Below are 12,027 nucleotides of genomic sequence, written 5' to 3'. Positions count from 1 at the left end.
GTGCTCGAACGGCTCGGCCGGCGTTGGCAGCGTCTCCTCAGCGGCATCGTCGACCTTCCCTATGCGGTCCCCGGCGTCGTGCTTGCGATAGCCTGCATCCTCCTGTTCCTGCGCCCGCTGCCGCTGGTCGGCAGCCTCTATGCAACGGCCTCGATCATCGTGGTCGCCTACGCGATGCGGTTTTTCACGCTCGCCTTGAAACCAGTGGCTACCGCGGTCGGGCAGATTTCACGCGACCTCGACGAGGCGGCGGCGGTGTCGGGTGCTGGGTCCCTGCGCCGGCTTGCAACGATAACCGCGCCGCTCGCCGCACCCGCGGCAGTGGCAGGCGGGCTGCTCGTCTTCATGAGCGCCTTCAACGAGCTGACGGTCTCGGCCTTGCTCTGGTCGAGCGGCAATGAGACGCTCGGCGTGGTGCTGTTCAGCCTCGAGGAAGCAGGCTTGGGAACGCAGGCCGCCGCGATCGCCGTTTCCACGATTGCCGTTGTCGTCGTCCTGCTGCTTGTGCTCGACCGGTTCGGCCGGCGGCTTCCGGCAGGCGTCTTGCCCTGGCGGTAAGCAGCGTTAGGCGCCTGGAATAATCCAGGCGTCCGAGACGGCGACATTCACGCTCTGGCCGACTGCCACTGCCTCGGTGCTGTCGATCAGCAATTCCTGTCCTGGTCCTGGTCCTGGCCCTCGCCCTGGCATCGGCAAGGCCAGCCGCACCTCATGCACCGGACCGCGATAGACGCTGTCGAGCACCGTCGCCGGCATGCCCTCAGGTGAAATCCGCAGCGCTTCCGGTCGCAGCAGGATTTTCACCGGCCCTGCCGATGTCCCGGCACTTCGCGCCACGAGGCGATGCCCGGCTATGTCGACCGTCGCGGTTTCTTCGGCATGATCGATGACTGTCCCCCCAACGATGGAACCGCGCCCAACGAAGCCGGCAACCGTGGCATTGGCCGGGGCGCGATAGACCTCCTGCGGCGCCGCCGCCTGCAGCACCTTGCCTCGGCTCATAATGGCAACGCGGTCGGCCAGCGCCAGGGCCTCGGCCTGGTCGTGGGTGACATAGACGATGGTGGCGCCGGTGCGGCGATGGATGTCGCGAAAGGCGTCGACCATCGACGAGCGCAAATGCATATCGAGATTGGCGAGCGGTTCGTCGAACAAGATAATTTTGGCGTCGGCAACGAGGCAGCGCGCCAGCGCCACGCGCTGGCGCTGGCCGCCGGACAGTTCCTCGATGCGGCGGCTTTCAAACCCATTGAGTCCCACGATATCGAGAACCGCGCCGACACGGCCAGCGATCTCGCCCCGTTTGACGTGCCGGGCTTTCAGCGGATAGGCGACGTTTTCGGCGACATCCATATGCGGCCAAAGCGCATAGGACTGGAAGACGACACCAACGCCGCGCGCTTCCGGCGGCACCTGCCGCTGCGGATCGGCCATCAATTCGTCGCCAAACAGCACGCGGCCTTGGCTGGGCGCCTCGAAGCCGGCGATCAGTCTCAGCATCGTGGTCTTGCCGCACCCGGACGGGCCGAGCAGCGCCGTAAATGAGCCCGCCGCAAAGTCGAGCGAAACGGCGTCAAGCGCGGCGGTTTCATTGAACCGCTTGGTGAGACGCTCCACCTTGATTTCGCTCATGCTTCACCAATCGGCATATCATTGCGTCCCGCCGATTGTTCACGCAACCGGTGCGGCATGGCGTCGGCATACGTTGGAAATCCGGCCGTGACAATGATGGCTGCGGCAATGGCGCCGGTGCTTACTGCGCCGTCCGGCCGCCATCAATCGGCAAGGTTGTGCCGGTGATCTGCTTTGCCGCATCCGAGCATAGGAACAACGCCAGTGCGGAAAGCTCGTCCACGGTGACGAACTCCTTGGTCGGCTGGGCAGCGAGGAGCACGTCGCGCTTAACCTCTTCCTCGGTCATGCCGCGCGCCTTCATCGTGTCCGGAATCTGCTTTTCGACCAGCGGCGTCCAGACGTAGCCGGGCGCGATCGCATCGACGGTGACGCCGTCAAGTGCCGCCTCCAGCGCCACTGTCTTGGTCAGGCCCGCTATGCCGTGCTTGGCCGACACATAGGCGGACTTGAACGGCGAGGCGACCAACGCGTGCGCCGACGCAGTGTTGATGATGCGGCCCCATTTGCGCGCCTTCATACCGGGCAGCACCGCCTTGATTGCATAGAAGGCGGCGAGCAAATTGATGCGGATGATGGCTTCCCATTTGTCGTCCTGGAATTCCTCGATCGGCGCGACATGCTGGATGCCGGCATTGTTGACCAGGATGCCGAGACTGCCGAAGATCTCTTCGGCCTCGCGCACCATGGCGCTCACTGCTGCCCCATCCATCATGTTGGCGCCGGAGTAACGGCATTTGACGCCGAATCCGCTTCGATGCCGGCGCGCTCCCGCTCCATGGCGGCTGCTTCGGCCCAGGCCGTTGATGGTGACGTTGGCGCGCTCAAAAGCGCTGCTATCGACCTGACCCGAGGGTGCGCACCGGTTTTGGATAGGACGGAAAGGCTGCGCTGGGCCGCATCGGACGAGAAACCGTTGGCCGGACGGCTTCTGATGGCATCCTCGATCTATCCCGCAATCTCCAGCAAGGACGATACCAGCAATCGACGTTCGTCCCGTGAAAGGACGTCCGAATCGAAGAGGTTCATGCTGCGAAGCCCTTCGATGGCGAGATAGCAGACCAGCAGCGCCTTGAGGTCCGGCGTCTCTCCCTTGAGCCGCTCGAAGACCTGCCGCCTGAACGATTTTATCGGTGTCAGGAAATCGGGATCCTCGGCGATCGCCGAAAATATCCAGGAAGCCGACGGTTTCGACTCCTCGGCATGTTCGGCTGAAAGCTTGATGTAAGTCGCAAGCGGGCTTTCGCCGATGACGCCGGCCGTGCGGGCGGACTCCAGCGCCTGCTCGAAGGCGCGCAGGTAATCCTCCACCAGCGCCTGCATCAGTTTCGCCTTGGTCGGGAAATTGTACAGCAAGCCGCCTTTCGACACGCCGGCACGGCTGGCGACGGCGTCCAGCGACAGGCTGCCGGGCCCTGTCTCGCGTGCCACATCGGCGGCGGCGGCGAGAATCTTCTCACGCGAATTTGCTCTGCGGGCTTTCATCAATCGCCTCCCCATACATTAGCCTATGCGGAATTGACAAGACCGTCCAGACGGTACAGTAAGATCGCCGTCATTTGAAATCGGGACCAGTCACAGGTATGTGTTTCGGTCATCCGACCGTTATGCCGGGCCATGGCCAAGGGGACTGTTCGTGATCAAGCGCTTCATCATCGCCTTCATTCTGCTCGTGCTGGTGTGCGGCGGCATCGTCGGCTTCAATTTGTTCCGCGACAATGCGATCCAGCAATTCTTCGCCACGATGAAGCCGCCGGCCGCGACGGTGTCGACGACAATCGTCAAGCCGACCAGCTGGACGCCGGGCGTCGAAGCGATCGGCACGGTAAGCGCGGTACGCGGCGTCGACCTGACCGTCGAAACCGCCGGCATCGTCAAGGACATCCTATTTCACGCCAATCAGAAGGTTGAAGCCAACGCGGTTCTCCTTCAGCTCGACGATGCCGCCGAGCGCGCCGATCTCGATGCGACGAAGGCGCAAGCAGCGCTCGACCAGACGGCTTTGACACGCGCCCTTGAATTGCAGAAACGCGGTGTCGGCTCGGAATCGACGCTCGACACGGCGCGGGCAACTGCATCGGCTTCCGCTTCGCAGGTCAACAGGCTGCAGGCGGTGCTCGATCAGAAGCTGCTGACAGCGCCCTTCGGCGGCACGGTCGGTATTCCCAGGATCGATCTCGGCCAGTATCTCTCACCCGGCACTTCCGTAGTGACACTGCAGGACCTGGAGACGATGCGGGCCGATTTCTCGATTCCCGAACAGCAGCTTCCGCTACTGAAGATCGACCAGAAGCTGCGGCTGGGCATTGGCGACGGCGAGCTGCCGTTCGCCGGCACCATCCGCGGTATCGACCCGAAGATCGACCCGACCAGCCGGCTGGTGACGGTCAGGGCCGAGGTCGCTAACCCCGAAGGCAAGCTGACCCCTGGCCAGTTCGTGCAGGTGCGCGTCGAATTGCCCGAGGAAAACAACGTGCTGACGGTGCCGCAGACCGCGCTGACCTCCAGCCTGTACGGTGACTTTGTCTTTGTGGTGCGTCCGGCGAAGCCGGCCGCGGCCAGTGGCGCGGCCCCTGCTGCTGCGAGGCCGGAAGAAAAGCCCGCCACGGACACCGCGAAGCCCGCCGCCGAAGCATCCGCGGCAAAACCGGAGGAAAAACCGGCTGCTACCGCGGCCGAACCGAAAGCTGAAGAACAGAACCCGCAGCTCGTGCTTGCCCAGGTGTTCGTTAAGCCCGGCCGCCGCAACGCCGGCCTGGTTGAGATCCTGGAAGGCATCCAGCCCGGCGACGAAGTCGTTACCGCCGGCCAGAACCGGCTCTCCAACGGCATGTCCGTTGCCGTCGACAACACGATCGACCCGACCAAGCCGGCAAACCAGCAGGCAACCCAGTAATGAGCTTTTCCGACCTCTTCATCCGCCGTCCGGTCCTTTCGACCGTGCTCGCCTTGATGATCCTGCTTCTGGGTTTCCAGGGCATCTTCAACCTTTCGATCCGCCAGTATCCGGAAGTTGAAGAAACGGCCATCACCATCACCACGGCCTATCCCGGTGCCAGCGCCGACCTGATCCAGGGGTTCATTTCCGCGCCGATCGCCCGTGCCGTCGCTTCGACCGAAAACATCGATTACGTCACATCGGCGAGCCGGCCGTCCTCCAGCACCGTGACGGTGCAGATGAAACTCGGCTCCAACCCCGACATCGCGCTGAATGAAGTCTTGTCGAAGGTACAAGGCGTGCGCGGCGAGCTGCCGGACGAGGCCGAAGACCCGGTGATCGTCAAGGGCACCGGCGAGCAGTTCGCGATGATGTATATCTCGATGCAGAATCCGAACATGACGCCGGAACAGCTCACCGAATATATCGAACGAGTCGTGCGGCCGCGCATGTCGACGGTCGAGGGCGTTGCCGACGTGCAGATCTTCGGGGCCGCCGAATATTCGATGCGCGTCTGGATCGACCCGATCAAACTGGCGGCGCGCGGCGTGACGGCGGCGGAAGTGCTGACCGCCATCAACGAATCGAATTTCCTCTCCGCGCCCGGCAATACCGAAAACGAGTACGTGGCTTCCTCGATCACCGTCCGCTCGACGCTGCAGACGCCGGAGGCTTTCGCCGCCCTTCCGCTCCGCTCCAACAACGGCAATGTGGTGAGGCTGCGTGACGTCGCGCGCGTCGAGCTCGCCGCGGCGAACACCGACACCAGGGTCAGCTTCAACGGCAAGCCCGGCATCTTCCTCGCCATCTTCCCGACGCCGGCCGCCAATCCGCTGACGACAGCGGAGGCGATCCACGAAATTGTGCCGACCATCCAGGAGACGCTGCCGCTCGGCATGACGATCGAGATCGTCTACGATTCGACCGAGCAGATCAGCGCTTCGATCGAGGAGGTGTTCAAGACCATCGGCGAGGCGGTCATCATCGTCATCGTCGTCATCCTGCTCTTCCTCGGCTCATTCCGCTCGGTGTTGATGCCTATCGTGACCATTCCGCTGTCGCTGATCGGCGTCTGCTTCCTGCTGTTTTCGTTGGGCTATTCGATCAACCTTTTGTCGTTGCTGGCTATGGTGCTGGCGATCGGCCTCGTCGTCGACGATGCCATCGTGGTGGTGGAAAACATTCACCGCCACATGGAAGAAGACAACATGTCGCCGATGCAGGCGGCCTTCAACGGCATGCGGGAGATCTCCTCCGCCGTCGTCGCCATGACGATAACGCTGGCCGCCGTGTTCGCGCCGCTGGCCTTCACCGGCGGCCTGACCGGCGCACTGTTTCGCGAATTCGCGGTGACGCTTGCCGGCTCGGTGGTGCTTTCGGGTGTCGTCGCCCTCACCATCACACCGATGATGTCGGCACGCATCCTGAGGGCCGGCTCGCACAGCCGCTTCCAGCGCATTGTCGACAACACGTTCGGGCGCGTCGAAAACCTCTACGAGCGGCTGGTCAGCGGCTCGCTGAAATATCGCCCGGTGACGCTGATGATCGTCATCGCACTGGTGGCCACGACCGGCTTCATGTTCACCAGGACCGCGAGCGAACTGGCGCCGGAAGAAGACCAGGGCTTCCTGCTTTCCCTGGTGACCGCGCCGCGCTACGCGACATCGGACTATACCGAGAGCTACGTCAATCAGATACTCGGCCTGGTCGATGACCTGCCTGAGACGCGGGCACGGTTCTCGGCGGTCGCCTTCGGCGGCGGCCAGACGAACACCGCTTTCGTCGGCTTTGCGTTCAAGGATTGGGCCGAGCGTACGCGCAGCTCGAAGGAACTCCAGGAAGACATCACGGGTCGCCTAAGCAAGGTGGCGGGCGTCGAAGCTTTCGTCTTCGCACCGCCGACGCTCCCAGGCTCCGGCGGCGGCCTGCCGATCACGATGGTGGTGCGCTCGACCGGCGAGGCCTCCCAGGTCTACGAGGCGGCCGAGGACATCAAGAACAAGGCGCAGGCCTCCGGCCGCTTCATGGTCGTGCAGAATTCGATGACCTTCGACGCGCCGCAAGTGACGGTGACGATCGACCGCGACCGCGCCGCGGCGCTCAACCTGCCGATCGCCGACATCGGTCGGACGCTGACCCTCTTGGTCGGTGGCGCCGAAGTGGCGCAATTCGACCGCGAATCCAACAGCTACGACATCATCCCGCAGGTGCCGCAGAAATTCCGCGACAACCCTGAAAAGCTGGCCGAGTATTTCGTGCGCAGCGCGTCGGGCGAGATGGTGCCGCTCTCGGCGGTGGTGAAGATCTCGACCAATGCCTCGCCGGCCGTGATCGAGCAGTTCAACCAGTTGAACTCCGCCACGATTTCCGCTCTGCCATTGCCCACCGTCACCACCGGCGACGGGTTGAAGACCATCGAGGATATCGCCAGGGAAAGCCTGCCCGACACGTTCTTCATCGACTATACCGGCCAGTCGCGGCAGGAGAAGGAACAGGGCTACACGATCATCATCGCCTTCGCGGCAGCCGTTCTCGTCATCTATCTGGTGCTGGCGGCGCAGTTCGAAAGCTTCCGCGATCCGTTGATCATCATGATGTCCGTGCCGCTGTCGATCTTCGGCGCGATCGTGCCGCTCAATCTGGGGCTGGGAACGCTCAACATCTATACGCAGGTCGGCCTGATCACGCTGATCGGTCTGATCACCAAGCACGGCATTCTTCTGGTCGAGTTCGCCAACCAGCAGCGCGAGCACCACGGGATGCGGCGCCGCGATGCCATCATCGCCTCGGCCAAGGTGCGGCTGCGGCCGATCCTGATGACGACGGCGGCGATGGCGCTCGGCGTGGTGCCGCTGATCATCTCCAGCGGCGCGGGTGCTGCGGCACGCTACTCGATGGGCCTGGTGATCTTCACCGGCATTCTGGTGGGAACCATGTTCACCCTGTTCGTGGTGCCGATGTTCTACACCTTCATCGCCAGCAAGGACCTGCCGCATCATGCCGAGAAGCCGGACCCGAAGCTGATGCCGGTGCCGATTGATTGAATGACGAAAAAAGGCCGGAACTTCCGGCCTTTTTCTTGGGCAGTCAGTCATACTCGTCAGGCCGATCGTCTCGGCTAGCTATTTGACGATGACGATCCGGGTATTGGCCGGGCCAAAAATCTCGACAAGCTGGTAGAAATCGGCGGCGTTGGCCGGATGCAGCCGCACGCAGCCATGCGAGGCCGGCTGTCCCAGGCGCTTGACGAAATTAGTCGCATGGACGGCGTAGCCACCCTTGAAGAAGACCGAATGCGGCATCGGCGCGTTGTCGTATTTCCTCGAATACCACATTTGGTGCATGCGGGTCGGCTTGAACGAGCCGGTCGGGGTGACATGCCCCTTGGCGCCGGTCGAAACCTTCCACGCGAAGGTCGGCCGCCCGTCGACCAGGACTTCCATCGTCTGTTGCGAAATCGAAATCCGCGCCACGATCTGATTGGCGGCCCGATTGGCGGCATGGGCGACGCCATTACCGGCGCCGAACAGAAGAGCTGCACCCGTCAGGGCGGCGGCAGCGACGTTGATGAGCTTGGCAGAAATGGCAGTGTACATGAGATCCCCCTGTCTGCCGGACATGGCCGGCTCCAATTTCGATGACCGGCTTATCGTCGTGCGATGTTTCGAATTGATTTCGTATGGCAGGCATTTCTGTTTCGAATCTGTTTCCTCTGGTTAACGACCGGAAGCCTATCCGTGGGACATCTGGAAGGCGGAACCGGAGGACATGACGCCCTCGTCTGACCGGATCCCGGGCCGGCAGAAGGCGCAGTCATTGCTAAACGAAAGCGCGATCTTCCCTCATATGAAAGAAATTTGACTTGCATCGAAACCAATTTGCAACAAAGCGCGCGCACTAGCGGCATGATCTGGATACAGGCGACCCGCAGAGTTGACCCAACGAAAACAGCCGGCACAAACGAAGATGAACCTGCAATCGAACGCGATGTCCTGGCTTTTCAGGATAAGCATAGCCGCAGCGATCCTTGGCGGCGTCGGCACCTTCGCCGGCGGCCCGACGACGAAGCTTGCGGGGATGACTTCAAGCGAAGTTTCGACGCTACATGCCGCACTGTTTTTCGCCACGGTCTGGATTGTGTCCAGCCTGCGCATCAACCGGCTCAAGGCCCTCTGGCGGGTCGGTTTTGGGCTGAAGAAGATGCGCGGCCCCTCCGGCAACTTGCAGCCGAGAGGACCGAAGGCCCGCGCCGCGACGGGGGGCTCCGCTGGCGGCGCGGGCGCTTCGGGGTTTCCCTGAAGCAAACCTGAAACCGAATTGGGGAACAAAAACGATGAATACGAAATTTGCTGCTTCGGTGCTTTCCGCGCTGCTCTACGCGCAGGGCCTGCTCGGCTTTGCCGGCCTCGCCACCGTGCTCCTGAAAGATCGGGCTCATGCCAGTGAACTCGGCACGGCCTACGAGATGCCGTCAGGGCCGTCGCTCCTCGTGGTGCGCTGAGTGCAAGCGCATGACCCCGAAATCGGAGACGATTTTCGCTGGGAATCGTGCGCAAAATTGAAGTGCTACGGCGTTCCTTGCGAAATGGGCCTGCCGTCAGTCGGCGAACTGGGTCGGCGGATCGAACCGGTAGCCCGCACCCCTTATGGTGGTGATGGTTTCGGTGTCGAGTTTGCGGCGCAGCCGCACGATACGCGAATCGATCGAGCGATCGAAGGCATCGGCATTTTCGGCGGGCGCGGCGGCAATGATGTCGTCGCGCGTCAAGACTTTGCGCGGGCTGGCCAGAAACAATCTGAGCAGCGCCACCTGACCCGGCGACAATTGTTCTTCGGTGCCGGAGCGATGCATGACCATGGCCGACCGGAGGTCGACCGTCGCGTTCTCCAGCACGACCAATTCCCCGGCGTTCCTGCCGCGCCGTGCCAGCAAGCCGCCGATACGGGCGGCGAGTTCCCTAACGTTGAGCGGGCTTTCGACGACGTCGGCGGCACCGAGTTCGAGCGCCAGCACCTTGTCGACGAGATCGGCCGGCCGGCAGATCAGGATGAAATCCGGCCCGCCCTCGCTGCCATGGCGCCTGAGCAGATCACGCCCTTCCGCCTGGCTGAGGCTGTCGCCGACGACGACGACATCGATACCCTTTCCGGAAAGCAAGGATTCGGCCTCCCACGGCTGCCGCACCGCGCGCACGTCATGACCGCGCCGTTCAAGATGGTCGGCGAGATCGGTCGCGACCACTTCGGCGACGGAAACAAGCGCGATAATGGATCGTGCAGCCATTTTTTTCCCACCCTGCAACCGGCAACCCAAGATGAGCGCTGGACATGATGTTTATACCCAATCTACTTTCCACTGAAAGCGGGAGCGAGAGCATAGTGCGGGCACGAATTGTCATCGTCGAGGACGAGCCCGATCTGAGGGACGCGGTCGCCGAGTATCTCGGCGCCAGCGGCTATGATGTCGCCACGGCCGAAAGTGCCAGCGCTGCGCGAACCTTGCTGGAAACGCAATCGTTTCACCTGGCCATCCTCGACATTGCCATGCCAGGCGAAGACGGCCTGTCGCTCGGCCGCTGGCTGCGCTCGAAAATGCCGATCGGCATCATCTATGCCACCGCCGCCGGCACCGCGCTCGACCGCATCGTCGGGCTGGAACTTGGGGCCGACGACTACATCGTCAAGCCTTATGAATTGCGCGAGGTGCTGGCGAGGGTCCGCAGCGTGCTGCGCCGCGTTCCGCAGCCGACCGAGCCGCGGAGCGCCAAGGCCGAAGTAACAGCCAATCGCCGTTACATGAGCTTTGGCCCGTTCCATGCCGATCTCGACGGCAGGTTTGTCACCGGCACCAATGGGACGGTCATCGACATGGCCAAGAGCGAGTTCGACGTGCTGGAGGTCTTTCTGACACGCGCCAACCGATTGTTGACGCGTGCGGCGATCTCCGAGGCGATCGGCTTCGTGGAAGATCCTGAATCGTCGCGCGCGGTCGACATCCGCATCATGCGGCTGAGAAAGAAGATCGAGGCGGACCCGGCCAATCCGAAATTCCTGCGCACGGTGCGCGGCGAAGGCTATATCTTCTCGCTGCCGACCGGCGAAAGCAACTGAGCGGAGCGACCGCCTGGTATCATCCAGCCCGGCGTTACTCTGGCTTGGTACGATTCTGAAATGATGGCTGACCATGACGGTTGAAGCAGCACCCAGCGATATGCACGGCGTCAGGCAGGGCGCGGCGATGGCCGCTGTCCATGTCGTTCGCCGGCTTCGCGAAGCTGGCGACTGGCAGCGCGAGATGGACAGCATTCTTGAAACGCTCTGCGGGGCCATGGATTGCCAGCGCGGCATCCTGTTCCGGCTGCGCGAGCTGCCCGGCCAGGGGTTTGCCCAGTCGGTTGCGGCCTACTGGATCGACCCCCGATTTGGCGGCGAGCTGGCGGCGCCGACGATCATTCTGCAGTCGGTCGTCAATTCGGACCCTCTGCTGGAACGGGTGGCGGAGGACGAGCGGCAAGGCAAGATCTTCGCCGGACACACGCGCGACCTCGAAGGCTTTCTGAGGACCGACTTCGAAAAGCAGCACATCAAGTCGTTCCTGTCGGTGTCGGTTTTTGCGCATGGCCATCTGTGGGGCACGCTGGCGGTCAACGACTGCGTGAACGAACGCGAATGGAGCGACGAGGAAGAGGCAACGCTGCACATCGTGGCACTGGCCATCGGCGACGCCATAGAACGATCGCTTTCCGATGCCCATGCCAGCGAAGTGATCCGCCGCACCATGCTGCAGGCTTCTCTCGACGCCATCATCGTCATCGACGAGACCGGTTCGATCATCGAATTCAATCCGGCCGCCGAAAAGATGTTCGGCTACCAGCGCAGCGACATCCTTGGCAAGGACCTGCTCGACACCGTCGTTCCGGAATATTATCGCAAGGGCTATGTGTCGGGCGCCGAATACATGTCGGGCCGGGGCGCACCGATGGTCGGCCAGCGGATCGAGACCGTCACCCAGAATGCGGCCGGCGAGGTCTTTCCGATCGAACTGACGGCGACCGAGATGCGGGTCGCCGACCGCCGCCTGATCTTCGGCTCGATCCGCGACCTGCGCGACAAGCTCCGCGCCGAGGAGGAGATCGGCCGCCAGCGTGAAAAGCTGCACCAGAACGAAAAGATGGCGGCGATGGGCTCGCTGCTGGCCGGCGTGTCACACGAGCTCAACAACCCGCTTGCCGTGGTCGTCGCCCAGTCGACGCTGTTGCATGAATTCGCGTCTGACCCGCAGACCAAGGTGCGCGCCGAAAAGGTGCGCGCTGCCGCCGAGCGCTGCGGCCGCATCGTCAAGAGCTTCCTCTCGATGGTCCGCCTGCATCCCGCTTCGCAAGCCGAGACCGACCTCAACCAGGGGGCCCGCGCGGCACTCGCAGTGACCGCCTACGCCGCCAGGTCGAGCGTCATCC

12 protein-coding genes are annotated in these 12,027 nt (G+C 62.9%); 7 read left to right on the top strand and 5 right to left on the bottom strand.

Annotated elements, in window-relative coordinates; genetic code table 11:
* A partial coding sequence (locus EOC93_RS29585; RefSeq protein WP_127206381.1) for an ABC transporter permease subunit occupies positions 1-558 on the top strand: 558 nt, incomplete at its 5' end.
* A gap of 6 nt (positions 559-564) precedes the next feature.
* On the opposite strand, the gene EOC93_RS29580 is transcribed toward EOC93_RS29585, so the two are convergent.
* The 3 genes from EOC93_RS29580 to EOC93_RS29570 form a co-directional block, all read right to left on the bottom strand.
* The gene (locus EOC93_RS29580; protein WP_127206380.1) at positions 565-1,632 is read right to left on the bottom strand and encodes an ABC transporter ATP-binding protein; all 1,068 of its coding nucleotides are present in this window, start codon (positions 1,630-1,632) and stop codon (positions 565-567) included.
* Positions 1,633-1,753: 121 nt separating this feature from the next.
* Positions 1,754-2,506, bottom strand: coding sequence for a 3-hydroxybutyrate dehydrogenase (locus EOC93_RS29575; protein ID WP_127206379.1), 753 nt, complete (start codon positions 2,504-2,506; stop codon positions 1,754-1,756).
* Between the two features lie 74 nt (positions 2,507-2,580).
* Positions 2,581-3,117 carry a TetR/AcrR family transcriptional regulator gene (locus EOC93_RS29570; protein ID WP_095487096.1) on the bottom strand — a complete coding sequence of 179 codons (537 nt, stop codon included), beginning with the start codon at positions 3,115-3,117 and terminating at the stop codon, positions 2,581-2,583.
* Between the two features lie 145 nt (positions 3,118-3,262).
* Here EOC93_RS29570 and EOC93_RS29565 point away from each other — a divergent pair, with 145 nt between their 5' ends.
* Positions 3,263-4,528 (top strand): efflux RND transporter periplasmic adaptor subunit, encoded by a 1,266-nt coding sequence (locus tag EOC93_RS29565; protein WP_127206383.1) that lies wholly within the window; start codon positions 3,263-3,265, stop codon positions 4,526-4,528.
* Complete coding sequence (locus tag EOC93_RS29560; RefSeq protein WP_095487098.1) at positions 4,528-7,614, top strand: efflux RND transporter permease subunit; 3,087 nt, start codon at positions 4,528-4,530, stop codon at positions 7,612-7,614. Before EOC93_RS29565 ends, EOC93_RS29560 begins: the two co-directional genes overlap by 1 nt.
* A gap of 78 nt (positions 7,615-7,692) precedes the next feature.
* Here the strand turns inward: EOC93_RS29560 and EOC93_RS29555 are convergent, their stop codons facing one another.
* Positions 7,693-8,166 (bottom strand): L,D-transpeptidase, encoded by a 474-nt coding sequence (locus EOC93_RS29555; protein ID WP_095487655.1) that lies wholly within the window; start codon positions 8,164-8,166, stop codon positions 7,693-7,695.
* A 370-nt stretch (positions 8,167-8,536) separates the two neighbouring features.
* Between EOC93_RS29555 and EOC93_RS29550 the strand changes: the two genes are divergently transcribed.
* Positions 8,537-8,869: a hypothetical protein gene (locus EOC93_RS29550; RefSeq protein ID WP_127206378.1), complete on the top strand. Its 333-nt coding sequence runs from the start codon at positions 8,537-8,539 to the stop codon at positions 8,867-8,869.
* Positions 8,870-8,903: 34 nt separating this feature from the next.
* A complete protein-coding gene (locus EOC93_RS29545) occupies positions 8,904-9,071 on the top strand; it encodes a hypothetical protein (protein WP_127206377.1) in 168 nt (55 codons plus the stop codon).
* A 96-nt stretch (positions 9,072-9,167) separates the two neighbouring features.
* Here EOC93_RS29545 and EOC93_RS29540 read toward each other — a convergent pair whose 3' ends face one another.
* On the bottom strand, positions 9,168-9,854 hold the full coding sequence (locus tag EOC93_RS29540; RefSeq protein ID WP_127206376.1) for a response regulator transcription factor: 687 nt from the start codon (positions 9,852-9,854) through the stop codon (positions 9,168-9,170).
* A gap of 47 nt (positions 9,855-9,901) precedes the next feature.
* Between EOC93_RS29540 and EOC93_RS29535 the strand changes: the two genes are divergently transcribed.
* Both EOC93_RS29535 and EOC93_RS29530 read left to right on the top strand, forming a co-directional pair.
* Complete coding sequence (locus EOC93_RS29535) at positions 9,902-10,681, top strand: response regulator transcription factor (RefSeq protein WP_206532286.1); 780 nt, start codon at positions 9,902-9,904, stop codon at positions 10,679-10,681.
* Positions 10,682-10,754: 73 nt separating this feature from the next.
* The coding region (locus tag EOC93_RS29530) for a PAS domain S-box protein (protein WP_164759323.1) at positions 10,755-12,027 on the top strand (1,273 nt) is incomplete at its 3' end.

It is taken from the genome of Mesorhizobium sp. M6A.T.Ce.TU.002.03.1.1, assembly GCF_003997275.1.
GTDB lineage: Bacteria > Pseudomonadota > Alphaproteobacteria > Rhizobiales > Rhizobiaceae > Mesorhizobium > Mesorhizobium mediterraneum.
The sequence above is the reverse complement of the archived record's forward strand: the minus strand, read 5'-3'. Positions and strand labels throughout refer to the sequence as shown.

What these genes read in the sequence shown, in the direction of transcription:
- EOC93_RS29580 (WP_127206380.1), bottom strand. Translation starts at nt 1,632, where the DNA reads ATGAGCGAAATCAAGGTGGAGCGTCTCACCAAGCGGTTCAATGAAACC.
- EOC93_RS29570 (WP_095487096.1), bottom strand. Translation starts at nt 3,117, where the DNA reads ATGAAAGCCCGCAGAGCAAATTCGCGTGAGAAGATTCTCGCCGCCGCC.
- EOC93_RS29560 (WP_095487098.1), top strand. Translation starts at nt 4,528, where the DNA reads ATGAGCTTTTCCGACCTCTTCATCCGCCGTCCGGTCCTTTCGACCGTG.
- EOC93_RS29555 (WP_095487655.1), bottom strand. Translation starts at nt 8,166, where the DNA reads ATGTACACTGCCATTTCTGCCAAGCTCATCAACGTCGCTGCCGCCGCC.
- EOC93_RS29550 (WP_127206378.1), top strand. Translation starts at nt 8,537, where the DNA reads ATGAACCTGCAATCGAACGCGATGTCCTGGCTTTTCAGGATAAGCATA.
- EOC93_RS29545 (WP_127206377.1), top strand. Translation starts at nt 8,904, where the DNA reads ATGAATACGAAATTTGCTGCTTCGGTGCTTTCCGCGCTGCTCTACGCG.
- EOC93_RS29540 (WP_127206376.1), bottom strand. Translation starts at nt 9,854, where the DNA reads ATGGCTGCACGATCCATTATCGCGCTTGTTTCCGTCGCCGAAGTGGTC.
- EOC93_RS29535 (WP_206532286.1), top strand. Translation starts at nt 9,902, where the DNA reads ATGTTTATACCCAATCTACTTTCCACTGAAAGCGGGAGCGAGAGCATA.